The sequence below is a fragment of the Flavobacterium sp. genome, from assembly GCF_044361015.1.
GTDB lineage: Bacteria > Bacteroidota > Bacteroidia > Flavobacteriales > Flavobacteriaceae > Flavobacterium.
On record NZ_JBIKJL010000023.1, the window covers coordinates 12,318 to 35,924 of the forward strand.

A 23,607-nucleotide genomic window follows, 5' to 3' on the forward strand; every position below is an offset into this window, starting at 1 on the left:
GTTTTTTTTAATTAGCTATATTAGCATCTCAAATTACATATTATGGAACTAAAAAAGAATCCAAATGTTGACCCAAAAAGAAATAGTTCAATCTATTTCCAATTAGGATTGGCGGCAATTGTTGCCTTGTCTTATATGGCAATTGAATTGAAAACATTCGAAAAAGATTTGTCTGGGTTAACCCAAAAAGTTGACAATAGTTTTTTAGATGAAGAAGTCCCTATCACTCAACAATTGAATACGCCACCACCACCACCACCACCACCACCACCACCAGCTCCTGAAGTTATTAAAGTGGTTGAAGATAAAAAGGAGATCAAAGAAATGAACATTCAATCTACAGAAACAAATCAACAAGAAGTTGTTGTCAAAGCTGAAAAAGTTGTTGTAGTAGAAGAAGAAGAAGAACTTGATGTGCCATTTGCAATTATTGAAGATGTGCCCTTATTCCCTGGTTGTGAAGGCGTAGCAAAAGACAAAAGAAAAGATTGCTTTCAAGAGAAAATACAAGCTCATATCAGAAAAAATTTCCAATACCCGGAAGCTGCTTTAGATGCTGGACATCAAGGTAAAGTATTCGTGAGTTTTGTAATTGAGAAAGACGGAAGTGTGACTATTGCAAACATGAGAGCACCTTATCCAACATTGGAAAAAGAAGCTTCACGTATCATGTCTAAATTACCAAAAATGATTCCTGGAAAACAAAGAGGAAAACCCGTTAGGATGACAATGAGTATTCCAATCACCTTTAAATTAGACCAATAAAATAATAAAAATAGATAAACTTAAATCCACTCGAACTCGAGTGGATTTTTTTTTGGCACAAAAATTGGATTGCATTAAAAATAACTAATCCATTTTAACCATGAGAAATTTAGATCAATACCCACGCGTAAACCACAACAGCAAACTTTATTTTCAACTTGGACTTATAGCCAGTTTAATTGCTGTATATTTTGTTATCGAACTAAAATCGCCAATTTCTAAGTTTGTAGTTGAGTCAAAAAAAGAAGTGGTAGATATTTCAGAAAAACCTTTTCAAGAGACCTTTCGGATTGAAAAAGAAATTAAGGAAGTGGTTGAAAAAGCAAAAATAGATAAAGCGCCCAGTAAACCAATCTTAAATAAGTTTAGAGAAGTTCCGAATACAACTATTGAGCCGATTCAAACAGATGTTACTTCTCCAGATGATATAAAAGATGATGAATTGCTTTTGAAACCTATTGAAACAACAGCTGTTGTGTTAATTCCAACAGAAAATAAAATTATTGATCGATGGGCTTTGGAAGAAGTCCCAGCTTTTAAAGCTTGTGCTAAATTAAAAGGACCTGCAAGAGAAACCTGTTTTAATGAGCAAATGGCTAACTTTTTAATTTCTAATCTGGAATATCCTGAAAAGGCCAAAGAAAATGGAGCTCAAGAATCGATATTGGTAGAATTTATAATTAACACAGATGGTTCAGTTTCTAATGTTAAACCAGTATTTGAAGAAAAAGTAATGAACAAAGAGCTTGAAAAAGAAGCGTTACGGGTTATCAAAAAATTGCCAAAATTTGAGCCCGGGAAACAAGCCGGACTACCGGTTAGGGTAAGATATACCATACCAATCACTTTTAAAATTAAAAATTAAAATATTTAAGTATAAAAAGCATCCCACTTCGGTGGGATTTTTTATTTTTACACTATGAATATTACACAGTTTTTAGATTCGACCTATTTAAAGACATCTGCTCAGGCGGGATTGTCTTTTGAAGAAAATGAAAAAATAGTTAAAGGTTTTATAACTGAAGCTATTGAAGAACAGTTTAAATTGATTATGATTCGACCGAATATGGTGTCTTTAGCAAAAAAAATGATTGCTAAAGCTGAATCTAAAGTTCTGATCGGTACAGTTATAGGTTTTCCGGAAGGGACTTATACTATTGAAGAAAAATTAGCGGAAGCGACTCAAGCCATAGAAGACGGAGCAGACGAATTAGATTATGTTTGCAACTATGAAAAATTTAAAAATGGCGATAGTCAATATGTTAAAGAAGAAATTTTAAAATGCACACAACTCGGTATAAGTAATCACAAAACTGTAAAATGGATTATTGAAGTGGCGGCATTAACTGACCAACAAATAATTCAACTCTCAACACTTATCAAAAATGTAGTGATAGCTAACTTCAAAGAAGAGCAGTATCAAAACGTCTTTGTGAAATCATCCACCGGGTTTTGTAAAACGGCAGCCGGAAAACCAAATGGTGCAACTGTTCCAACTATCATTATGATGTTAGAAAATAGCTCTCCACTTCCCGTAAAAGCGGCTGGAGGAGTCAGAACCTATGAGGAAGCAATCGAAATGATTTCTTTAGGTGTAAAACGAATTGGAACATCTTCTGCAAAAGCAATTGCTCATGGAAACATTTCAGAAAGTAATTATTAAAAATTGAATTCATTTAAATGAAAAAATATAGTACGTATTTCGCCTTAGTTCTATTTTCTGTTTCACTTTGGTCACAGGTCAAAAGCACAGAGCAGTTTCCTGTATTTCCAACTTGTGAAGGTAAATTTAATAAAGAATTAGAAAATTGTTTTTATGCTGAAGTGCAACAAAATATTTTTTCTAAATTTAAAGTTCCTGATAAAATTTCAGAAAAGGATTATAAAGGCAGTTTTTTTGTCTTGTTTGAAGTAAATAATCAAGGCAAATTTATATTGCAATATGCAAATGCCCCTTTCACCGAATTAAATGATGAATGCAAGCGGGTTTTTAATGAAATGCCTCAAATTGCACCGCCAACTTATGGTGGTAATCCAACTTATGCAAGATATTCTATTAAAATTTCAATTCCGTTAAAAGATGCTAACTCAATTTCAAATGTTCTCTCAGAAAACAATGAAAATTTAAACACTGTTGTTGTTGACGAAAAAAGCAAACAACTAAATGAATTAGACAGTATTCGCTACTCAAAGTTTGAAAATCCTCAGTTTAAGAGCAATTTAAACATTCCTTTTTCACATAGTTTTTATGCCCAGTTTGATAAGGAGATGAATCAATTGGGAGCAAACAATCATACTGCTTCAAAACCATTAACTTATGCAGAAGTGAATCAATATTATGATTTGGCACAAGCAAATCAAAAATTGATGAAAAATAAAACTGGTTGGTGGGGTAGAAAATTATGGAATGAATACATTCTTGAAATACAAGGAGATAACTATTGGTTTACATTAAATCCAATTTGGGATTTAAGAGTAGGGAAAAGTAACCCAAGTGTTTCGGATTATACTTATCACAATACCAGAGGAATTCAAATTCAAGGAGGAATTGGAAAAGAAGTAAATTTTACAACATCAATATACGAAAGTCAAGGGCGTTTTGCAGATTACTATAATAATTATGCGGAAAGCATTAAGCCTTCCGGAGGAAATCCAGCCATTATTCCCGGTATTGGAATTGCTAAAAAGTTTAAAACAGATTCCTATGATTTTCCTTTAGCAGATGCAAATATTACCTACACACCAAGTAAGTTCTTTGATTTCCAATTAGGATATGGACGAAATTTTATAGGTGATGGTTACCGATCGCTTTTTACAAGCGATGGAGCTAGCCCATATCCCTATTTTAAAATTAATACCAATTTTTGGAAAATTAAATATACCAATACGTATATGTGGTTGAAAGATGTTACTCCGGAAGCCACCGTGGACGGAACTTATGCCACTAAATACATGGCCAATCATTATTTGAGTTGGAATGTTTCCAATCGTTTGAATATAAGTTTTTTTGAATCAGTTGTTTGGACAGACACGAATGGACGTGGCTTTGATTTTAGTTTTGTCAATCCAATTGTTTTTTATCGTTCTGTTGAATTTAATTCATCCTCCAAAACAGGAAATGCTTTGTTGGGGATTGCATCAAAATTTAAGTGGAATAACCATATCAATCTTTACGGTCAATTCCTGATTGATGAATTTTCTGTAAGTGATGTGAAAGCAGCAAATCAAAGTTGGAGAAATAAATTTGGATATCAAATAGGAGTAAAATATTTTAATGCGTTTAAAGTGGATAATTTACTTTTCCAACTTGAATACAACCATATTCGACCTTATGTGTATTCTCATAGCACACCTATTACTAATTATGGTCATAATAATCAGAGTTTAGGTCACCAATGGGGTGGAAATGCGAAAGAATTATTGGCAATAGCAAGGTATCATTATGGAAGATGGTTTGGTGATTTAAAATTAACTTACGGTGTGAGAGGATTAGATTTTGGTACCCCTGAAGATGCTAACAATTATGGCGGAAATATTTATATAAGTTATAACGAGAACCGTCCTTTTGACACTGATGTAAAAGTGGGTCAAGGGAATGAGACGACAATTTTTATAGCCGATTTTCAAGCCGGCTATTTAATTAATCCGACAAATAATTTAAAACTTTTCGGTAGCTTAATCTACAGAAATTTTGATCCAACTCAAAATACCTTGACAACTTTTAAAGAAACGACCACTTGGTTTTCTGTAGGAGTAAGAGCTGATTTATTTAATTTTTATTTTGATTATTAAACAGTAATTTTCAAGTTAATTTTTAACATCTATTTTATAAATTGTTAGATTCTATTTAAAGTTTCTAATTTGTATCTTTGTCGCAGTTTTTAAAATTAAGAAAACCGCATTGAATTCAATTCAAAATTCTTTTACACCCAAATCGCTTTATATTGATTTTAAAGAAATCACTAAAGCTGGTTTATCTATCAGTGTTGTTTTTTCATCTGTTGCCGGATATTTTCTTGGAATATTGGACACTTCATCATTCAGTTGGATAACTTTGTTTATGCTGGCTGTTGGAGGATATTGTATGGTTGGAGCTTCCAATGCATTCAATCAAATCATCGAAAAAGATTTGGATAAATTGATGGATAGAACAAAAAATAGACCAATTGCTGCAGGAAGAATTTCAGTCAATTCCGGTTTTATAATTGCTTCTGCACTTACTTTACTTGGCTTAATTATTCTATATAATATCAACCCAAAAACGGCCATGTTTGGAGCGGTCTCCATTTTTTTATATACAAGTATTTATACCCCGTTAAAAACCATTACGCCACTTTCTGTTTTTGTGGGAGCAATACCGGGAGCGATACCGTTTATGTTGGGTTGGGTTGCTGCAACAGATGAGTTCAGCTTGGAAGCAGGAACGTTATTTTTAATTCAGTTTTTTTGGCAATTTCCACATTTTTGGGCAATTGGTTGGTTTTTGTTTGATGATTATAAAAAAGCTGGGTTTTTTATGTTACCAACCGGTAAAAAAGATAAAGGGACAGCTTTACAAACTATATTATATACTATTTGGCTGATTATTGCATCTTTATTACCCGCAATTTTTCCTTACATAGGCATAGTAGGAAGTCGATTATATTTGTCGCCAATTTCAGCAATTATTGTATTTTTGCTCGGAATTTGGATGTTGTATTACGCTTTTGAGTTATATAAAAAAAGAGACAGTAAAGCTGCACGAAAATTAATGTTGGTAAGTGTAAGTTATATTACCCTTCTTCAACTAGTTTATATTGCTGATAAATTTTTAAGATAATTATGGAAATGACGGTTCAAGAACACGAAAATAGAAAAGCACAATCGTATAAATTGTTGCTTTGGTTTGCTATGATTAGTATGGTGATGATGTTCGCCGGTTTAACCAGTGCCTATGTAGTAAGCTCAAGTCGAAAAGATTGGTTAAAAGATTTCGAAATGCCTGTTGCTTTTATCATTAGTACATTAGTCATCATTTTAAGCAGCATCACTTTTCATTTAGCCGGAAAATCAATTAAGGCAAATAACAGAAGTGTAACAACAATTTGGCTTTTATCCACTTTAGGATTAGGTATTTTATTTGTAGTATTCCAATTTTTAGGATTCAATCAAATCATTCAAAACGGTTATTTTTTTACCGGTAGCGAAAGTAATGTTACGACTTCATTTCTTTACATTGTTGTAATTCTTCACTTAGCTCACCTTTTCGGAGGGCTGATTGCACTTTTAATTATAATTTATAATCATTTTAAACAAAAATACAATTCGACTCAAACCCTTGGAATTGAGCTAGGTGCATTGTTTTGGCATTTTCTGGATATCTTATGGATATTGTTGTTTTTATTTTTCTATTTTTACGAATAGAAAAAAAATGTAAATTTGGGAACTTTTTAACTAATAACTATATATGGGAGCGACAGTTACGACAACTGAAGAAAAAATCTGGAATGGTGGCAATGAGCCAATGAAAGCCAGTTATGGTAAATTGATGATGTGGTTTTTCATTTTATCAGATGCCTTGACCTTTACAGGATTTCTTGCAGCTTATGGTTTTTCAAGATTTAAATTTATTGATAGCTGGCCAATTGCCGATGAAGTGTTTAATCATTTTCCATTTTTACACGGACAAGATTTACCGATGCTATATGTAGCTTTGATGACTTTTGTATTGATTTTTTCTTCTGTAACAATGGTGTTAGCGGTAGATGCGGGACATCATATGCAAAAATCAAAGGTTGCTTTTTATATGTTTTTAACCGTATTGGGTGGTTTAATATTCGTTGGCTCTCAAGCTTGGGAATGGAAAAACTTTATCAAAGGAGAATATGGTGCAATTGAGACAAAAGGGGGTAGCGTTATACAATTTGTTGATAAAGAGGGAAAACGCATCAAAATTGCCGATTTTGCGTTGACACTCCCGGAAGATCGTGTTCAACATGAACGTAAAAATGGAATTTGGTTTTCTAAAGATGAATCAAGTTTACCTACTTATTCTGTGAATGAAGTAGTGGAAGGCTTTAAAGCTAATCCAAATATTTTGGTAAGAACTCAAGTAACTTATCATGACAAAAATGATAAAAAAGGTGTTCATCCCGATTTAAATAAAGAAAAGCATAAAACTATTTTAACCAGAGAAGAATCGTTAGCCCGTTTAAATAATGCTGCTTATGTTATTGAAGGAGCTAATTTGATTCGAAATGAATATGGAAATAAACAATTTGCAAACTTTTTCTTTTTTATCACCGGTTTCCATGGTTTCCACGTGTTTTCAGGAGTTGTGATTAATTTTATTATTTTCTTAAATGTAATTTTAGGAACTTATGAGAAAAGAAAAAATTATGAAATGGTTGAAAAAGTTGGGTTATATTGGCACTTTGTGGATTTAGTTTGGGTATTTGTATTTACCTTCTTCTACTTAGTATAATTTTTTAAAAAAGTATAAAAATGGCACACGCACATAATTTAGCAATTTTCAGAGGAACTTTAAGATTCAAATCAAACGAACAAAAGATTTGGGGTGTATTGGTTTTCCTTTCTATCGTAACAGCTGTTGAGGTTGTTTTAGGTATTTATAAACCGTCGGTATTAATGACTCCATTTATGACTCCGTTTGAAGGAGGATTAGGAGCAACATTAGCAAATATATTTTTGTCTCCATTCATATTTTTAATTCCGTTAAATTTAATATTTTTGTTTTTAACGATTGTAAAAGCTTATTACATTACTTGGGATTTTATGCACATGCGTGACGAAAGAACATCTTTAAAAAGAGCCGTAGTTTGGACGTTTGTTTTTCTTGCATTATATATCGCAGTGTTATTTTTGACAGAAGCAGATTATATTTATGAAGTTTATAGAACTTCCACCATTAAGTGGAATTTTTAACATGATATTTATTCAATTTTAAGGTACGCATTGCGTACCTTTTTTTATTTTTGTAAAGCAAAAAAATGTAACCACAATGAAAAAGAATATAGTACTTTTTGTTTTATTTATTTTACCGATTGTAGCCTATCTTTTTTTTGCATCCGGAGTTAATAATTTTGCCAAATTGCCTACGGTTACTGCTAATATACCTGATTTAGGGAATTGGAAGACAACTAAAGGGGAACAACTTTCATTGGATGAAAAAATTACAGTAATTGCTTTTCCGGGTACAGAAATCCTCTACAATAAAGGAGATGCCTTTAATTTAAATCAAAAAATATATAATAAAGTTCGTGAGTTCAAAGACTTTCAATTGGTTATGATTGCACCGATAGGGACAGAATCTCAAACGGAAACATTAAAAGAACAATTAGCAACTATATCAGACTTATCAAAATGGCATTATGTTTTTGCCAAACCGGAAGAAATACAATCCTATTATAATAAACTCAATTTAATAGGACAATTGGATAAGAATCTGAGAACTCCCAATGTTTTTATTGTTGATAAAAAACGAAATTTAAGGGGAAGAAAAGGAAAAAATAAAAAAGGAGAAGCGGAATATAAAGAAGGCTATAACTCTATTTCTGCTGCCGATTTGCACAATGAAATGGGGGACGACATTAAAATCATATTGGCAGAATACCGATTGGCATTAAAGAAAAATAGTGCTGACAGAAAAAAATAGTACCATGAAAAATAAATCATATATCGGAATTTCTTTTATCATTTTAGTTTTCGGAATTATTTTTATTCCTAAAATTATCGATAGAATTAAAAATAATGATGTCACCAAAATTGACAGGTTAAATACGTCCGGTCAAAGTGAAACTTCGATAGATTTGTTAATGAAAATTGGGCCGGCCCCAAAATTTTCTTTGACAAATCAAAATGGAGAAACAATTACCAATGATAATTATAAAGAGAAAGTATATTTGGTTGAGTTTTTCTTTTCTACTTGCCCAACGATTTGTCCAATTATGAATCAGAATATGGTTAAAATTCAAAATCATTTTGAAGAAAGAACTGATTTTGGAATCGTTTCCGTTACTATCAATCCTGAAAATGATAGCTCTGAAGTTTTAAAAAAACATGCAGAACATTTAGGAGTAAATAATCCAAATTGGAATTTTCTAACAGGGGATAAAAAATATATCTTTGACTTGGCCAACAAAGGATTTAATATATATGCCGGGGAAAATAAAGATATTGATGGTGGATTCGAACATTCCGGGTTATTTGCCTTAATTGATAAAAATGGGAATATTAGATGCCGTAAAGATAAATTTGGTAATCCAATTGTATATTATGATGGATTAGAAGAAACAAGCGTTCAAGCTTTACAACAAGATATTAAAGTACTTTTAGACGAGAAATAATATGGAAAAACAATTAAATTCTGATCAACCAAACACAATTGAAAATAAGTTCAATAAACTGATTATAATTGTATCAATTGCCATACCGGTTGTTGTGGCTATTTTATTTGGCATTAAACTTAAAGATTTTGGAATAAATGTGGAGCCATTGACCTTTTTGCCTCCAATATATGCCGTAATCAACGGTGTGACAGCCATGTTGTTGGTTCTTGGGGTTTATTCTATTAAAAATGGAAATAAAAAAGCACATCAAAATTTTATGCAAGCTGCAATTGCTTGTTCGGTTGTTTTTTTAGTAATGTATGTTGCCTATCATATGACTTCTGATAGTGCTGTTTATGGTGGAGTAGGCTTTATTCGATATATCTATTTTTTTATTTTAATTTCTCATATTGTTTTGTCAATTGCTGTTATACCGTTAGTATTAATTACTTATGTAAAGGCTTTAGCGGAACGTTTTGATAAACATAAAAAAATTGCAAAAATAGCTTTCCCAATTTGGATGTATGTTGCAGTGACCGGAGTAATAGTTTATTTGATGATAGCTCCTTATTATGCTTATTAAATCGTCAAAATTTTACATCTCTATATTACTATTTTTAGTTGAGTTTTCAGCTTCAGCTCAATGTGCCATGTGCCGAGCCGCTCTTGAAAGTGAAGAAGGCGGTAACAAAGCAGAAGCCATTAACAATGGAATTGTCTATCTGATGGCTTTTCCTTATATCATGGTTGCCATTGTTTTTTATGTAGTATATCGCATGAAATTTAAAAAGAAAACAGAAAGCGAAGCATTATAAATTTTTACTCCATTCCATCAATTTTTACATCAACCTGACCACTGGTTTTAATAAACGCTAAGATAGCTTTGTTTGTAAGTTCAATTCTTTGAAATTCAAAATCAGCTAAAGTGCCATTTACAAAAACACCTTTCATAGGGGAATAGTTAGTGAGGTATTGCATCACATTCTGTTTGCCCTCCTCTAAGTTGGGTTTAATGGAATAGCGACAACTCTCCTGAATTTTCCTCAACACATATCCTTGTGCTAACCAATTGGCAGAACGTATCAAAACACTTTTAGTATCTAGAACATAGTCCAATTTGTCAAAATAGATTTCTTTTGTTTCTTCGTTATATTGAGGAAAACCTGATAAATAAATGGTTCCGTTTATACTGCCAAGAATATCTAACGCAACAATCATTTTGCCATTTTTGTGCCATAGATTTACATTGGTAACTTTAACTTTTCTCTTTCCATCACCAAACTCCTGTCCTTGGAAATTTTTAGTCATAATTTTGGAAGCATCTTCATAGGTGGAAACTGCAATTAGGTTTGCTGTAATTTGATCAGGCATTTTTACTACCGGTTTCAATACTATTTTACTTTTGTCGAATTTTTTTTCCGGTTTTTTCCCAATAATAGTTTCCATGGAACATTTCAATCCCATATCCATAGCAATAGCATCTTTTTTCAAAATAGCATCAGTTACATATAATTCAATAGGTACAATTCTGAGCCAACTTGCATATTCTTCACTCATTTCAAAAGGAGTGGCAATTTTGTCCAGAGCTTCTAAAACTTGAGGTTTGAAATTCAAAGACTCTATTATTGAATCATCAATGCCCTTTTCAATTTTTGATTTAAAAATTCGAATGGTTGGGTTGATTAAATAGGTAATTGGAATATTTTTTCCGGCGATAGTAACTGTTGGACTTTCTGTCCAATCTAACGATTTAATTTTAGTATTGGTTTTGAGTTGCCAATTGGTTAAATCAACTTCACTAAGAAGAGTAACAATACCATTCAAGTTAAATTCTTTGCTGTCATATAATTTGATGCCCATTTTATCAAATCCATAGCGATAAGTAGCATTGATTTTTAAGGGTAAAGTGGTTTTGATTTTAGTGATATTGCCCTCTTTTTCACTCTCTATTTTTATAGGTGCTTGTTTCCAAACTTTCATAATAATGTCGTCATCATTCATGATGCTGTCATTGTAAATCACCCCATTTAAAAGCTTATTGGTTTGATTTTCAATATCTTTTAGTTTGATAGATACGGGAAGTTTTAAAAAAGAAGTGGTTGTTTCATAAACCAAAGGAGCGGCATTATCAGGTTCCGGTTTAATGATTTCTATTTTTTTAGCGGTAGAACAGGCAGAAAATGCTACTACAATAAGGATTAGTACAAGCGGGAAAATCAAATATTTCATTTTCAAAAAATTCATTTTAGACCGTAAATGTACTTTATTTTAAGATTTTTTCATTTTGTTGTAACACAAAATTAGTTTTAGCGTCCTATCGATATAAAATTCAAAAGCATTAAATTTGTATCACCAAGCAAACTAATCTTCAAGAGGATCTAATGAAAAATTCAAGATTGACAATAATAATTTGTTTTTGGGGACTACTGTTCGGAATTTCCGCTCATTCTCAAACAAAAAAATGGACTCTAGAGGAATGTATATATCATGCATTAGAACATAATATTACAATTAAAAATACCGCTTTAGACCTCGAAATTGCTGATATTGATAAAACAGGAGCTATTGGAAATTTTTTACCTACAATTAATGCAAGTACTTCCCATTCTTGGAATATTGGTTTAAACCAAAATATTACAACAGGATTGTTAGAAAATCAAACAATTCAATTTACGTCAGCAGGCTTGCAAATGGGTGTTGATATTTATAATGGTCTTCAAAATCAAAAAAAATTGCGAAGAGCAAATTTGTCAAAAGTGGCAAGTCAATACCAGCTTACTAAAATGCAGGAAGATATTTCTTTAAACGTAGCCAATGCTTTTTTACAAATATTATTTAATAAAGAAAATTTAAAAGTTCAAAATGATAAGTTGTCTAACGATGTTAAACAAATGGAACGATCTGCTCAATTACTTGAAGCAGGAATAATCCCTAGAGTTGATTTGTTAGACATGAAAGCAACTGTTGCTGCAGATGAACAAAGAGTGATTGCTGCTGAAAACACTTTATTGATTTCAAAATTAAGCTTAGCTCAATTACTTCAATTGGATGATTTTGCTTCCTTTGATGTGGTTGACCAGGAATATGAAGCATCGGAGAATTCATTGTTGTTACAAACTCCATTAGCCATCTATGAAAAAGCCAAGGAAAGCAGAGTAGAATTAAAAATTGCCAGAAATAACCTTGAAATAGCTGAAAAAGATTTGTCAATATTAAAAGGAAGTTATCAGCCAAGATTACAGGGTTTTTATAATTTCAACACAAGATCTGCCAATTCGGATAGGATAACTGGGTTTGAAGTAAATCCACTTGTGCCAACTGTTCCAATTGGTGTTGTAGAAGCTACTAATCAAGTCGTTGTTCAACCTAATTTTACTTCTGTTTCTGATGGACCACTTCCAATTTTTGACCAATTCGATTTGAATAAAGGACAAAGTTTAGGCGTTCAGTTAACTATTCCAATTTTAAATGGATTTGTAACTAAAACTAATGTTGAAAAATCAAAAGTTGCTGTTGAACGAGGCAAAATTGCCTACGAACAAGAAGAGTTAAACTTGCAAAGAAATGTGTATACAGCATTTACGGATGCAAAAGGAGCATTGAATTCTTATGAAGCTTCACTCGTAACTTTAGAAGCAAGACAAGAAGCTTTTATTTCTGCAAAAGAACGATTTGAAGTTGGATTAATGAATGCCTTTGATTATAATCAATCTCAAACGTTATTAGTCAACGCTCAATCAGAAGTATTACGAACTAAATACGATTATATTTTTAAAACCAAAATTTTAGAATTTTATTTTGGAATTCCAATCATTCAAAAACCATAAATTATGTCAAAGAAAACTGTATATACCTTTTTAGGAATAGCTGTTGGTATCATTGTAATATTACTTGTTCTTTCTAAAATAGGTGTTTTAGGAAATAAAAATATTGGCAAGGAAGTAGAAATTGCCACTGTTACAGAAATGACTATTATTGAAACAGTTTCTGCAACCGGTAAAATTCAACCGGAAACAGAGATAAAAATATCTTCTGAAGTTTCGGGTGAAATTATTGATTTACCAATTGTTGAAGGACAAATGGTAAAAAAAGGACAATTATTAGTTAGAATAAACCCTGATTTATATACCTCAAGTTTAAATCGTTCGGTAGCCGGACTTTCAAATACAAAAGCCGGGTTAAATCAAGCAGAAGCTTCATTAAAAGAAGCTCAAGCAAATTACAACCGAAATAAATCATTATTTGAAAAAGGAATCATTTCTAAATCGGAGTGGGACAAAATAGTTGCTGTTTATGAAGGTGCTCAAGCAGCTAAACAGGCTGCCTATTTCGGTGTTCAAAGTGCTTCTGCTACGGTTACGGAAGCTAGAGACAATCTAGGCAGAACAACAATTTATTCACCATCAGATGGAACAATTTCTTTGTTATCAGTTGAATTAGGGGAACGCGTTTTGGGAACTCAACAAATGACCGGAACAGAAATATTAAGAGTGGCTAACCTCAATAATATGGAAGTGGAAGTAGATGTGAATGAAAATGATATTGTCAAAATTAACATTGGCGATTCTACAAACATTGAAGTAGATGCTTATTTAAAGAAAGTATTTAAAGGTGTTGTGACTAGCATTTCGAATTCTGCCAGTACAGCTGTAACGACAGATCAAGTTACAAACTTTAAAGTAAAAGTAAGAATATTAAAAGAATCTTACTTGGATTTAATTGAAGGAAAACCTCTAAATTATTCTCCTTTTCGTCCTGGTATGACTGCAACGGTTGATATTATTACCAAAAGAAAAGAAAATGTGGTTGCCGTTCCCATAAGTGCTGTTGTGATGAAATCGGATACGCTGAGCACAAATAAAGTAGAAGCTAAACCGGATGAAAAAGATAAAGACGATGGGGAAGTCGTTAAAAAAGTAGATAAAAAATTAGAATGCGTCTTTATTAAAGTGGGAGATAAAGCTAAAATCAGAATCATTAATACAGGTATTCAAGATGATTCTAATATTGAAGTTATAGAAGGATTGAAAAAAGGAGATGTAGTAATTATAGGCCCTTATACTACCGTAACAAAAGATATTAATTCAGGAGATACAGTTTTTGTGAAAACGGAAGAGGAAAAAGCAAAAGAAAAGGAAAAATTGAACAAAAAGAAAAAATCATAATTTAGACAAAATTTAAAAGGAAGCTATTTAGTTTCCTTTTTTTATGTCTTATTTTTGCATCGATAAAACCAAAGTATGGCCTATATACTCAATATTGAAACTTCTACTAAAAATTGCTCAGTAGCCTTAGCCAGTGAGGGAAAAGTTATTCTTAGTAAAGAGATAGCTGAAATGGGCTATTCTCATGCTGAAAAATTACATGTGTTTTTGGATGAATTGCTAAAGGAATCAGAACTCGGTTTTAAGGATATAAATGCCATAGCTGTTAGCCAAGGACCTGGTTCTTATACTGGTTTACGTATTGGTGTTTCAGCGGCAAAAGGACTTTGTTATGCTCTAGATATTCCCTTAATTGCTGTTGATACGATGCAAATTTTGGCAAATCAGGTAACAGTTGAGGAAGGTATTATCATCCCCATGATTGATGCCAGACGGATGGAAGTTTTTTCAGCGATTTTTGACAAAAACCACTTTAAAATACGTGAAACAAAAGCAGAAATTTTAGAAGAAGATTCTTTTTCAATTAATAATGGACCAATTTATATTATTGGTGATTGTGCTGCCAAAGCCAAAACTGTTTTAACGCATGAGAAATTTGTTTTTCTAGAAAACCATATTTTTCCCTCTGCTAAAGAAATGGCCACATTAAGTTATAGATTATTTGAACATAATAACTTGGTGGATGTTGCCTATTTTGAACCTTTTTATTTAAAGGATTTTATGCTTACTCAAAAAAGTTAAGATTGTTTAATGTGAATATCCCTTTGCGGAAAAGGAATTGTGATACCATTCGCATCAAATTCATTTTTAATTTGTTCTAATATGTCTGAACGCATTTCAAAAAAATCCGGCAATTCAGCCCAAGGTCTCACCGCTAAATCAATTGAACTTTCTGCTAAATCTTTAACCAATACAATAGGAGCAGGGTCTTTTAAAACCATTGGATGTTTTTCCATCACTTTCATGGCAATTTCTTTTGCTCGTTTTATATTGGAACTGTAACTGATTGCAACTGTTAAATCGGCTCTTCTCGTGGTAGCATACGTATAATTAATAATTGTTCCGTTAGACAAAACGCCATTGGGCACAAAAATTACTTGATTATCAACAGTGGATAATTGCGTCACGAAAATCTGAATTTGTTTTACGGTTCCCATAACGCCTTGTGCTTCTATAAAATCGCCAACCTTAAAAGGTTTGAACATGATAATTAAAACACCTCCGGCAAAATTTGATAGCGAACCTTGCAAGGAAAGTCCAACCGCTAAACCGGCAGCTCCAATAATGGCGACAAAGGAAGAATTTTCAACACCTAAACGGGAAATAACAGTTACAAAGAGTAAAATTTTAAGAGTCCAAATCAAAATATCCGCCAAAAATTTTGAAAGAGTTGGTTCCATTTCTCTTTTGACCATAATACGCATGATTAATTTTTTAATCAATTTAATCACTGTCCACCCTACTACAAAAATAATGGTAGCAGATATTAATCGAGGGGAATATTCAATTAATACTGTTGTAAAATAAACCCAATAACGGGTGATAAAATCAGTGTTTAGCGTTATTAATTCCATAAAAAAACGCTTAAATAATTTAGGTTATTTAAGCATAGCAAGATACCATTTTAAGGTGTGTTTTGTTTAAAAAAAACCTAAAATTTAGTCAGCATTTTCATCTGCTGCTTTTTTGATTTCTTCCACTTTTTCTTCTGCTTTTTCAGTGAAATTTGATACGGTTTCTTCTGTTTTTTCAACAGCTGGAGCAGTAAATGCATGCACTTTTTCTCTCACATCTTCTACTACATTTTCAACTGTATCACCAACTTTTTCAGCATATTCTGTAATAGTTTCTTTTGCTTTTTCAGCAAATTGTTCAACTTTTTCCTTTACTTCAGGATAAGATTCTTTTGCACTTTCTACCGCTTTTTCTACATATTCTTCCGCTTTTGAGGCGTATTCTGTTGCTTTTTCTTTCGCTTGATCGATTACAACTTCAGTTTTGTCAACTGCTTCTGATGCCGATTCTTTGGCTGAACCAAATAAATTTTTAAAAAAACTTCCTAATCCCATGGTTATAATTTTTTAGTGAATACCAAATCTACTAAATTTTTCTAACTTTTTTAAAATTAGTTCTTTAAATATTTGTAAACTTCTTCAAAGTTGGTAGTGGGATCCAAACATGTTTTGTTTTGACAAAGATAAAAAAGGGTTTTGTTTTCAATCAATCGATTTTTTAAAAAAGGTAAAGTAGTTTTGTTTTCACATCCGGAAAGGAGAACATGTGGTAAATAACTTCGGTTTAATTGCAATCGGTATTCTGATATATTTTCCCCACAAATCGCCAATTCTTTTTGGTAATCTGAAAAACGCAATAATACGGATAGCCAATTAGAAAATGCGGAAGGGTAATCAATTGATGATAAAACTTGTTCAAGCATTAATCTGGCTACTTTTTCATAGTATGAATTTTCAAAATACACACTCAATTTGAATAAATTTTCAGCCATTACGGAGTTAGAGGCAGGAATCACGTTGTCTTCTGTTTCAAAATAGTCAACAATCAAAGTCTCGTCCAAATCAGAAGTAAATCGGAAAAGTTGTTTAGTTTCGTCATAAAAATGATCTAAACAATAGTTGGTTAAGTTTTTAGCATGTTCAAGCCAAGTTTCCTCAAATGTAGCTTCATATAAGGCAATAAAAGCATCAATTACAAAAGCATAATCTTCCAAAAAACCATTAATTGTAGCTTTTTCATTTTTATAGGAATGAAACAAATTTCCATCACTAGACCAAAGTCTTTCAAGGATAAAATGGGCGTTTTTTATAGCTGTTTTTAAATAATTTTCATTTTCTAATGCCTTGAAACTTTCTACATATCCTTTCAACATGATTCCATTCCAAGAAGTGAGGCATTTGTCATCTAATCGTGGTTTAGGTCTTTTTTCTCGATAGTGATAGAGTGTTTTTTCCCAGTTTTTCTTTTTTAGTTTAAGTTCGTTAAGAGAGATATTTTGCTCTTCAGAAATTACGGCTAAACTTTCTTTTTGAATCAAAACGTAGTTTCCATGTTCCCAATGTCCAAAATCATTGATATTGAAAACCAAACAGAATAATTCATAATCATCATTTATCAGGCTTTTTAACTCTTCTGTTGTCCAAACATAAAAAGCTCCCTCTTCTAACTGATTTTCCTGGTTGTTACTATCAGCATCCAATGCAGAATAAAAACCTCCCAAATTAGTAAACCACTCTTTTTCAATAAATGTGGTCGTTTTTTCAATAATCTCTTTATATAATTCGTTTTTAGTAAGTTTGTAAGCATTTGAATAAAGTGACAAAAGTTGCCCATTGTCATAGGTCATTTTTTCAAAATGAGGGACATGCCATTTGACATCAACGGAATAGCGTGAAAAACCACCGTCAATCGTATCGAATATTCCTCCAAAGGTCATTTTTGTTAAGGTTAAATTCACATATTCTATTAGTTTTTCGTTTTGAGTCAAAAAGCCATACTGCAAAAGAAATTGATAATTGCTGGGCATCATAAATTTTGGAGCACGGTTATATCCGCCATATTCCCAATCAAAACTTTTTTCCCATTTAGTCAAAAAGGATTCTAAAACGGTGACATTAATTTCTCCCTTTTCATTTTTTGATAAACCAAGTGATTCAATACCTTCATGCAATTTATTGGCATATGCCAACATTTTTTCGGGTTGGTTTTGATAAAGTTCCTGTAATTGTTCCAAGGAATTTATCCAGTCATTTTTTCTGAAATAAGTGCCTCCCCAAACAGGTTTTCCATCCGGAAGGCAAACAATATTGAGTGGCCATCCTCCACGTCCGGTCATTAATTGAACCGCTTTCATATAAATAGCATCCACATCCGGGCGTTCTTCCCGATCAACTTTAATGTTAATAAAATGTTGATTCATTACTTCGGCAACTTCTTCATTTTCAAAACTTTCATGTTCCATCACGTGACACCAATGACAAGCGGAATAACCAATGCTCACTAAAATAAGTTTCTTTTTTTCTTTCGCAGTAGCCAATGTTATAGAATTCCAGGCTTTCCAATGAACCGGATTGTTGGCGTGTTGTAATAAATAGGGACTGGTTTCTTGTGTGAGTTCGTTTTGCATAATTGAAATATAAAAAGCGTTCCTTTTGAGAAAGCTTAAAAATACAATTTTAATTCATTATTCAATTTCAAAAGTGAGTTTTACATTTACACGAAATTCTTTGATTTGTCCGTCATCAACTAGAGCTCTTTGCTCCTGAACATAAACGGAGCGAATATTTTTAAACGATTTTGCTGCTTGTGAAAATGCTTTCCGTGTTGCTTCTTCCCAACTGATTTCAGAACTGGAAAGCACTTCAATTACTTTTAAGATGACCATGTTTTACAATTTAGTATTTAAAGGCACTTATTTTTAATAAATATTCAAAAAAACAGCCTAAAATTGATAACATTAGCTTAACATTTGATTGGAATAGTTAATGGAATTTTGCAAAAATTATACTGATGGATCAGATATATGTTATAATGCTTTTAGCACTTGGAATACTTGCTATTACAGACTTAATGGTAGGCGTTAGTAACGATGCTGTTAATTTTTTAAATTCCGCAATCGGTTCTAAGGCTGTTTCTTTTAAAACAATCATGATTGTTGCAAGTATTGGTGTAGCAGTTGGAGCTTTGTATTCTAATGGGATGATGGAAATAGCCAGAAATGGAATTTTTACGCCTAGTATGTTTAGTTTTAATGATGTCATTATCATTTTCTTAGCGGTCATGATTACAGATGTTTTGTTGCTGGATGTTTTTAATTCACTTGGATTGCCCACTTCAACAACAGTTTCCGTAATATTTTCATTGTTAGGGGCTTCTGTTGTTTTGGCAATTTATAAAGTATATTTGATTGATGGGGATATGGATAATTTAGGAGCATATATTAATACTAAAAAAGCATCAGAAATTGTTTATAGTATTTTGTTATCTGTTCTTTTATCATTTGGGTTAGGTACAATAGTTCAGTATGTGTCTAGGTTAATTTTTACTTTTCATATTGATAAAAGATATAAATATGTAGGAGCAATTTTTGGGGGTATTGCTATGACGGCAATTACTTTTTTTATACTTGTAAAAGGATTAAAATCTGTAACCTTTGTACCTTCATCAGTGAAAGATTTTATAAAAGATAGTCCATTTATAATCATAGGTTATTCTCTCGTTTTTTGGACTATTGTCTGCCAATTTTTGATGAGCATTGTCAAGTACAATATATTCAAATTTATAATTATAGTTGGAACTTTTGGACTGGCTTTAGCTTTCGCAGGTAATGATTTAGTTAATTTCATTGGTGTGCCCATTGCCGCCTATCAAGCTTATGAAATTTATGTTGCTCCTGGTCAAAATTTAGGAGCTACAGAGTTAATGATGTCTGGTTTAGAAGAAGAAAATTTACCGGCTCCTTTTATATTTTTAGCTATGGCCGGTGCTGTTATGGTTTATACTTTATGGACTTCTAAAAAGGCAAGAACAGTTATTGAAACTGAACAAAATCTTTCCCGTCAAGGAGAAGGAACGGAAAAATATAATGCCAATAATCTATCAAGAAATATTGTTAGAGGTATGCTTTACGTTGGTAAAGTAATTAGTTTTATATTACCAAAATCACTTAAAGCAAAATTAGACGCACAATTTATTCAATTAGAAGTAAAAGCAAAAAGAGACAAACAACCAATGTTCGACATGGTGCGTGCTTCAGTTAATTTAGTAGTTGCTTCAGTTTTAATTTCCATTGGGACTTCATTGAAATTACCACTTTCTACAACCTATGTAACTTTTATGGTTGCAATGGGATCTTCCTTTGCTGACAGAGCATGGGATAGAGAAAGCGCAGTTTATAGGGTTGCAGGAGTTTTCAATGTCATAGGAGGTTGGTTTGTAACAGCTATTGTGGCTTTTTTATCTTCTGCTATTATTGCTTATGTTTTGTTTATTGGAGAAGTTTATGCTTTTTTCGCTTTTATGATTGTGGTAGCTATTTTCTTTTACAGAAGTAATCAAATTCACAAAAGAAAAATGAAAGAGGAAGATGATATTAAAAAATTAAAAAAGGAAGATATTGTTACTATTAAAGAAATTATAAACGAAAGTTCTCAACAAATATCTAGAGTAATTTATACAACAAATAAAGTTTACACAGATGTTCTCGATAATTTAGGTCTACAAGATTTAGCTAAACTTAAGGAAAACAAAAAAACATTAAAAAAACTTGAAAAAGAGGTTGATGAATTGAAAAGTAATGTTTACTACTTCATCAAAAATTTAGATGAAACATCCGTAGAAGCTAGTAAATTTTATGTAATGATTTTGGGTTATCTGCAAGATATGATTCAGTCGTTGGCTTTTATTACTCAAAATAGTTATTCACATATTAACAATAATCACAAACAACTGAAATTTAATCAAATTAGAGATTTAAAAAGCATTGATGTTGAATTAAAAAAATTATTTGATACTATAGAAACAATTTTTAAAGACCAAAGTTTTGATAGATTAGATGAGGTTTTAAAAGAGAAAAATCAAATTCTAAATAATGTTTCTGAATTAATTCAAAAACAAATCACACGAATCAGAACGGTAGAAACCAGTCCAAAAAACAGTAAATTATATTTTGGATTGTTATTAGAAACAAACGATTTGATAAAAGCAACTATGAATTTATTGGAACTTTTCAAAGAGTTTACCATTCATGTGAAAAGCAAAAAATAAAACAAAAAATCCTTGAGTAATCAAGGATTTTTTGTTTTTAAACATTTATGCGTTGATTGCTTCTACTTTTATTCCTTCATCTTTTAGCATATCTTTCAACATGTTTTCAATACCGTTTTTCAAGGTAAAAGTGGAAGAAGGACAACCGCTGCAAGCCCCTTGTAAAACAACTTTTACTCTTTTTTCAGCTTCATCATAGGAATCAAACAATATATTTCCACCATCGGCTTGAACAGCCGGTTTTACGTATTCCTCTAAAATATTGATAATTTGTTGGGATGTAGTATCTAAGTTATCAAAATTAGCAATTTGCTGTTTTTCATTTTTTGGAATAGTAACCAATAAACTTTCATTTATAATTTCATGACCGTTTTCAATATATTCTTTAATGAATGAACGAATTTCATTTGAAATTTCCTGCCATTCCACACTGGTATATTTTGTGACGGAAATGTAGTTTTCATCCATAAAAAGTTCTTTCACATACGGAAACTTGAAGAGTTCTTTGGCTAAGGGAGAGGCAACTGTTTCATCAATATTTTTGAATTCAGCAGTTTTTGTAGTTAAAAGTTTATTAGCAACAAATTTAAGAACAGCCGGATTTGGAGTGCTTTCGGCATAAATCGTAATTGGTTGTTTTCTGATTTCACTTTCTGAAAAATTTAGGATAACACCACCATTTTGAACATAAGTTTCAATTTGTTCCGCCACAGCCCCTTTAACATCATCCCACTGAACTATATTGTATCGTTCAATGGCAATAAAGTTTCCGGAAATAAAAACAGTTTTTACAAAAGGTAAATAAAATAATTGTTGTGCTAGAGGACTGTTTTTAGCTTCGTCAATGTTTTTATATTCAAAACTTTGACTTTTTATAATATATTCCGGAAATTCAAATTTTAAAATAGCCGGATTTTGCGTTTCTTTTATCGATAATTTTGTCATTTGACCTTTTTTGTGCAAATTTAACAAACTTATTTTTGGCAAATAGTTATATTTGAAGATTAAATTTATATTAACAAAACTTTATCAAGTGTTTTATTGCTTATTGAAAACATGAAAGACTTGCTTTTTTTATATGAAAAAACTACTACTCTTCGCTGTATTTCTTATACTTCCCTACTGTTCCAATGCTCAATTATTTGTTAATAATCTTACACAAACGCCTGCACAATTAGTGCAAAATGTTTTGTTGGGACAAGGTGTTGTGGTTTCAAATATTACCTTTAACGGCTCAGCCGCAAATGCAAATGTAGTAAGAGATCAAGTTGGTTATTTTACGACAGGTATTACGCCAACAAATCTAGGAATTGCTGAAGGACTTATTTTAGCAACTGGTAACGCAACATTAGCGGAAGGGCCAAATAATTTGAATAATGCTTCTGATCCAACTGGTTTTCCGATTGAAGGGGATCCCGATTTATTGGCGTTAGCTAGTGGGGCCATTAGAAATAAATCAGTTTTAGAGTTTGATTTTGTGCCAACCGGTAATCAATTGAGTTTTAATTTTGTTTTTGCATCAGAAGAATATCCTGAATATGTTGATTCCGGATTTAATGATGTATTTGGTTTTTTCTTGAGAGGACCAGGTATAGCAGGGCCTTTTACTGGAGGTGCTGCGAATGTAGCTTTGATACCTACCACTACAACTGGTAACAGCACAGTATCTATTAATAATGTAAATGCCGGAAATCCGGGTTTTCCGGGATGTCCTTTTGTACCACCTGGGGCTAATCCAAGTAACCCATTATATTATGTTAATAACTGTGGCGGTGCATCAATACAATACGATGGTTTTACTACTATTTTAACGGCTTCAGCTACAGTACAATGTGGCCAATTATACCATATTAAACTGGCTATTTCTAACGTGGGTGACAATGCCTGGGATTCTGCCGTTTTTCTACAAGCAAATAGTTTTAATGTAAATCCAATTGATTTAGGAGATGATTATTTAGTGGGAGGTGATAGTGCTTTGTGTGCTGGTAAAACACTTTTATTAGATACTGGTTTAGGCAATTCGATAGCTCATCAATGGTATTTAGATGGTGTTGCTATAGCTGGTGCAACAAGCTCAACCTATTTGGTAACGGAGCCTGGTATTTTTAGTGTTGTAGCTTTTCCTTATGGTCCTGGTTGTCCTATTGAAGACGAGGTAAGTGTGGAATATTTTGAAGATTTAACCGATAGCCCAATTGATTTAACGGAATGTGTTAATTTATTTGATTTAACAGAAAATACAGCTACAATTCTAGGAACATTAGATCCGAATGATTATGAAATTGCTTATTTTTTAAATCAAACGGATGCAGAAAATTTTGCAAATGAAATTTCTAATCCAACAACTTTTGTTAGTACTTCTAATCCACAAACAATTTATGCCGGTATTTCCGGTTTTGTTACGGGTTGTGTTATTGTCAAGGAATTCGAAATTTCAGTAATATCTTGTACTTTAGATCCTCAACCTAATCCTTTATCGGCTTGTGATGATATTCCGGTGGATGGGTTTACGCTTTTTGATTTAACGCAGTCAGACACAGCGGCATTAAATGGGTTAGATCCGACCTTAT

General features: G+C 32.1%; 23 protein-coding genes. 17 read left to right on the plus strand and 6 right to left on the minus strand.

The genetic code is table 11. The features are described 5' to 3' along the window. Positions 1–42 precede the first annotated feature (42 nt). From ACIQ2Z_RS07390 to ACIQ2Z_RS07445, 12 genes are all read left to right on the plus strand, one after another. Positions 43–765: an energy transducer TonB gene (locus tag ACIQ2Z_RS07390; RefSeq protein WP_396183506.1), complete on the plus strand. Its 723-nt coding sequence runs from the start codon at positions 43–45 to the stop codon at positions 763–765. Between the two features lie 100 nt (positions 766–865). Next, entirely contained in the window at positions 866–1,630 is a 765-nt protein-coding gene (locus tag ACIQ2Z_RS07395) for an energy transducer TonB (protein ID WP_396183507.1), read from the plus strand. Positions 1,631–1,684: 54 nt separating this feature from the next. Continuing rightward, the gene (deoC, locus tag ACIQ2Z_RS07400; protein WP_396183508.1) at positions 1,685–2,428 is read left to right on the plus strand and encodes a deoxyribose-phosphate aldolase; all 744 of its coding nucleotides are present in this window, start codon (positions 1,685–1,687) and stop codon (positions 2,426–2,428) included. Positions 2,429–2,445: 17 nt separating this feature from the next. Beyond that, positions 2,446–4,557: a gliding motility protein RemB gene (locus ACIQ2Z_RS07405; RefSeq protein ID WP_396183509.1), complete on the plus strand. Its 2,112-nt coding sequence runs from the start codon at positions 2,446–2,448 to the stop codon at positions 4,555–4,557. A gap of 109 nt (positions 4,558–4,666) precedes the next feature. Then, entirely contained in the window at positions 4,667–5,584 is a 918-nt protein-coding gene (gene cyoE / locus ACIQ2Z_RS07410) for a heme o synthase (RefSeq protein ID WP_396183510.1), read from the plus strand. 2 nt (positions 5,585–5,586) lie between these two features. After that, positions 5,587–6,168, plus strand: coding sequence for a heme-copper oxidase subunit III (locus ACIQ2Z_RS07415; protein WP_396183511.1), 582 nt, complete (start codon positions 5,587–5,589; stop codon positions 6,166–6,168). Between the two features lie 43 nt (positions 6,169–6,211). After that, positions 6,212–7,228 (plus strand): cytochrome c oxidase subunit 3, encoded by a 1,017-nt coding sequence (locus tag ACIQ2Z_RS07420; protein ID WP_396183512.1) that lies wholly within the window; start codon positions 6,212–6,214, stop codon positions 7,226–7,228. Between the two features lie 20 nt (positions 7,229–7,248). Then, complete coding sequence (locus ACIQ2Z_RS07425) at positions 7,249–7,689, plus strand: cytochrome C oxidase subunit IV family protein (RefSeq protein ID WP_396183513.1); 441 nt, start codon at positions 7,249–7,251, stop codon at positions 7,687–7,689. 76 nt (positions 7,690–7,765) lie between these two features. Then, positions 7,766–8,419 carry a hypothetical protein gene (locus ACIQ2Z_RS07430; RefSeq protein ID WP_396183514.1) on the plus strand — a complete coding sequence of 218 codons (654 nt, stop codon included), beginning with the start codon at positions 7,766–7,768 and terminating at the stop codon, positions 8,417–8,419. 4 nt (positions 8,420–8,423) lie between these two features. Then, complete coding sequence (locus ACIQ2Z_RS07435; protein ID WP_396183515.1) at positions 8,424–9,110, plus strand: SCO family protein; 687 nt, start codon at positions 8,424–8,426, stop codon at positions 9,108–9,110. Position 9,111: 1 nt separating this feature from the next. Further along, positions 9,112–9,675: a DUF420 domain-containing protein gene (locus tag ACIQ2Z_RS07440; RefSeq protein ID WP_396183516.1), complete on the plus strand. Its 564-nt coding sequence runs from the start codon at positions 9,112–9,114 to the stop codon at positions 9,673–9,675. Further along, positions 9,665–9,907: a hypothetical protein gene (locus ACIQ2Z_RS07445; RefSeq protein ID WP_396183517.1), complete on the plus strand. Its 243-nt coding sequence runs from the start codon at positions 9,665–9,667 to the stop codon at positions 9,905–9,907. The genes ACIQ2Z_RS07440 and ACIQ2Z_RS07445 overlap by 11 nt, the downstream gene beginning before the upstream one ends. A gap of 4 nt (positions 9,908–9,911) precedes the next feature. Here ACIQ2Z_RS07445 and ACIQ2Z_RS07450 read toward each other — a convergent pair whose 3' ends face one another. Continuing rightward, on the minus strand, positions 9,912–11,321 hold the full coding sequence (locus ACIQ2Z_RS07450) for a DUF4403 family protein (RefSeq protein WP_396183518.1): 1,410 nt from the start codon (positions 11,319–11,321) through the stop codon (positions 9,912–9,914). A gap of 152 nt (positions 11,322–11,473) precedes the next feature. On the opposite strand from ACIQ2Z_RS07450, the gene ACIQ2Z_RS07455 reads away from it, so the two are divergent. The 3 genes from ACIQ2Z_RS07455 to tsaB all read left to right on the plus strand — a co-directional run bounded on the left by ACIQ2Z_RS07455 (position 11,474) and on the right by tsaB (position 14,998). Beyond that, entirely contained in the window at positions 11,474–12,919 is a 1,446-nt protein-coding gene (locus ACIQ2Z_RS07455) for a TolC family protein (protein ID WP_396183519.1), read from the plus strand. A gap of 3 nt (positions 12,920–12,922) precedes the next feature. Beyond that, complete coding sequence (locus tag ACIQ2Z_RS07460) at positions 12,923–14,257, plus strand: efflux RND transporter periplasmic adaptor subunit (protein ID WP_396183520.1); 1,335 nt, start codon at positions 12,923–12,925, stop codon at positions 14,255–14,257. Positions 14,258–14,332: 75 nt separating this feature from the next. After that, positions 14,333–14,998: a tRNA (adenosine(37)-N6)-threonylcarbamoyltransferase complex dimerization subunit type 1 TsaB gene (gene tsaB / locus ACIQ2Z_RS07465; protein ID WP_396183521.1), complete on the plus strand. Its 666-nt coding sequence runs from the start codon at positions 14,333–14,335 to the stop codon at positions 14,996–14,998. On the opposite strand, the gene ACIQ2Z_RS07470 is transcribed toward tsaB, so the two are convergent. The 4 genes from ACIQ2Z_RS07470 to ACIQ2Z_RS07485 all read right to left on the minus strand — a co-directional run bounded on the left by ACIQ2Z_RS07470 (position 14,995) and on the right by ACIQ2Z_RS07485 (position 18,656). Continuing rightward, positions 14,995–15,831, minus strand: coding sequence for a mechanosensitive ion channel family protein (locus tag ACIQ2Z_RS07470; protein WP_396183522.1), 837 nt, complete (start codon positions 15,829–15,831; stop codon positions 14,995–14,997). The genes tsaB and ACIQ2Z_RS07470 overlap by 4 nt on opposite strands. 84 nt (positions 15,832–15,915) lie before the next feature. Continuing rightward, positions 15,916–16,326: a YtxH domain-containing protein gene (locus ACIQ2Z_RS07475; protein WP_396183523.1), complete on the minus strand. Its 411-nt coding sequence runs from the start codon at positions 16,324–16,326 to the stop codon at positions 15,916–15,918. Between the two features lie 56 nt (positions 16,327–16,382). Next, entirely contained in the window at positions 16,383–18,398 is a 2,016-nt protein-coding gene (locus tag ACIQ2Z_RS07480; protein ID WP_396183524.1) for a thioredoxin domain-containing protein, read from the minus strand. Between the two features lie 57 nt (positions 18,399–18,455). Next, on the minus strand, positions 18,456–18,656 hold the full coding sequence (locus ACIQ2Z_RS07485) for a dodecin family protein (RefSeq protein ID WP_396183525.1): 201 nt from the start codon (positions 18,654–18,656) through the stop codon (positions 18,456–18,458). Between the two features lie 125 nt (positions 18,657–18,781). Between ACIQ2Z_RS07485 and ACIQ2Z_RS07490 the strand changes: the two genes are divergently transcribed. Then, complete coding sequence (locus ACIQ2Z_RS07490) at positions 18,782–21,037, plus strand: inorganic phosphate transporter (RefSeq protein ID WP_396183526.1); 2,256 nt, start codon at positions 18,782–18,784, stop codon at positions 21,035–21,037. Between the two features lie 45 nt (positions 21,038–21,082). On the opposite strand, the gene ACIQ2Z_RS07495 is transcribed toward ACIQ2Z_RS07490, so the two are convergent. Continuing rightward, the gene (locus ACIQ2Z_RS07495) at positions 21,083–21,982 is read right to left on the minus strand and encodes a NifU family protein (RefSeq protein ID WP_396183527.1); all 900 of its coding nucleotides are present in this window, start codon (positions 21,980–21,982) and stop codon (positions 21,083–21,085) included. 133 nt (positions 21,983–22,115) lie between these two features. On the opposite strand from ACIQ2Z_RS07495, the gene ACIQ2Z_RS07500 reads away from it, so the two are divergent. Then, on the plus strand, positions 22,116–23,607 hold a 1,492-nt coding region (locus ACIQ2Z_RS07500), incomplete at its 3' end, for a choice-of-anchor L domain-containing protein (RefSeq protein ID WP_396183528.1).

What these genes read in the sequence shown, in the direction of transcription:
- ACIQ2Z_RS07420 (WP_396183512.1), top strand. Translation starts at nt 6,212, where the DNA reads ATGGGAGCGACAGTTACGACAACTGAAGAAAAAATCTGGAATGGTGGC.
- ACIQ2Z_RS07415 (WP_396183511.1), top strand. Translation starts at nt 5,587, where the DNA reads ATGGAAATGACGGTTCAAGAACACGAAAATAGAAAAGCACAATCGTAT.
- ACIQ2Z_RS07460 (WP_396183520.1), top strand. Translation starts at nt 12,923, where the DNA reads ATGTCAAAGAAAACTGTATATACCTTTTTAGGAATAGCTGTTGGTATC.
- ACIQ2Z_RS07425 (WP_396183513.1), top strand. Translation starts at nt 7,249, where the DNA reads ATGGCACACGCACATAATTTAGCAATTTTCAGAGGAACTTTAAGATTC.
- ACIQ2Z_RS07480 (WP_396183524.1), bottom strand. Translation starts at nt 18,398, where the DNA reads ATGCAAAACGAACTCACACAAGAAACCAGTCCCTATTTATTACAACAC.
- ACIQ2Z_RS07440 (WP_396183516.1), top strand. Translation starts at nt 9,112, where the DNA reads ATGGAAAAACAATTAAATTCTGATCAACCAAACACAATTGAAAATAAG.
- ACIQ2Z_RS07450 (WP_396183518.1), bottom strand. Translation starts at nt 11,321, where the DNA reads ATGAAATATTTGATTTTCCCGCTTGTACTAATCCTTATTGTAGTAGCA.
- ACIQ2Z_RS07405 (WP_396183509.1), top strand. Translation starts at nt 2,446, where the DNA reads ATGAAAAAATATAGTACGTATTTCGCCTTAGTTCTATTTTCTGTTTCA.
- ACIQ2Z_RS07455 (WP_396183519.1), top strand. Translation starts at nt 11,474, where the DNA reads ATGAAAAATTCAAGATTGACAATAATAATTTGTTTTTGGGGACTACTG.
- ACIQ2Z_RS07470 (WP_396183522.1), bottom strand. Translation starts at nt 15,831, where the DNA reads ATGGAATTAATAACGCTAAACACTGATTTTATCACCCGTTATTGGGTT.
- ACIQ2Z_RS07490 (WP_396183526.1), top strand. Translation starts at nt 18,782, where the DNA reads ATGGATCAGATATATGTTATAATGCTTTTAGCACTTGGAATACTTGCT.
- ACIQ2Z_RS07435 (WP_396183515.1), top strand. Translation starts at nt 8,424, where the DNA reads ATGAAAAATAAATCATATATCGGAATTTCTTTTATCATTTTAGTTTTC.
- ACIQ2Z_RS07495 (WP_396183527.1), bottom strand. Translation starts at nt 21,982, where the DNA reads ATGACAAAATTATCGATAAAAGAAACGCAAAATCCGGCTATTTTAAAA.
- ACIQ2Z_RS07485 (WP_396183525.1), bottom strand. Translation starts at nt 18,656, where the DNA reads ATGGTCATCTTAAAAGTAATTGAAGTGCTTTCCAGTTCTGAAATCAGT.
- ACIQ2Z_RS07445 (WP_396183517.1), top strand. Translation starts at nt 9,665, where the DNA reads ATGCTTATTAAATCGTCAAAATTTTACATCTCTATATTACTATTTTTA.
- ACIQ2Z_RS07390 (WP_396183506.1), top strand. Translation starts at nt 43, where the DNA reads ATGGAACTAAAAAAGAATCCAAATGTTGACCCAAAAAGAAATAGTTCA.
- ACIQ2Z_RS07430 (WP_396183514.1), top strand. Translation starts at nt 7,766, where the DNA reads ATGAAAAAGAATATAGTACTTTTTGTTTTATTTATTTTACCGATTGTA.
- ACIQ2Z_RS07395 (WP_396183507.1), top strand. Translation starts at nt 866, where the DNA reads ATGAGAAATTTAGATCAATACCCACGCGTAAACCACAACAGCAAACTT.
- tsaB (WP_396183521.1), top strand. Translation starts at nt 14,333, where the DNA reads ATGGCCTATATACTCAATATTGAAACTTCTACTAAAAATTGCTCAGTA.
- ACIQ2Z_RS07475 (WP_396183523.1), bottom strand. Translation starts at nt 16,326, where the DNA reads ATGGGATTAGGAAGTTTTTTTAAAAATTTATTTGGTTCAGCCAAAGAA.
- deoC (WP_396183508.1), top strand. Translation starts at nt 1,685, where the DNA reads ATGAATATTACACAGTTTTTAGATTCGACCTATTTAAAGACATCTGCT.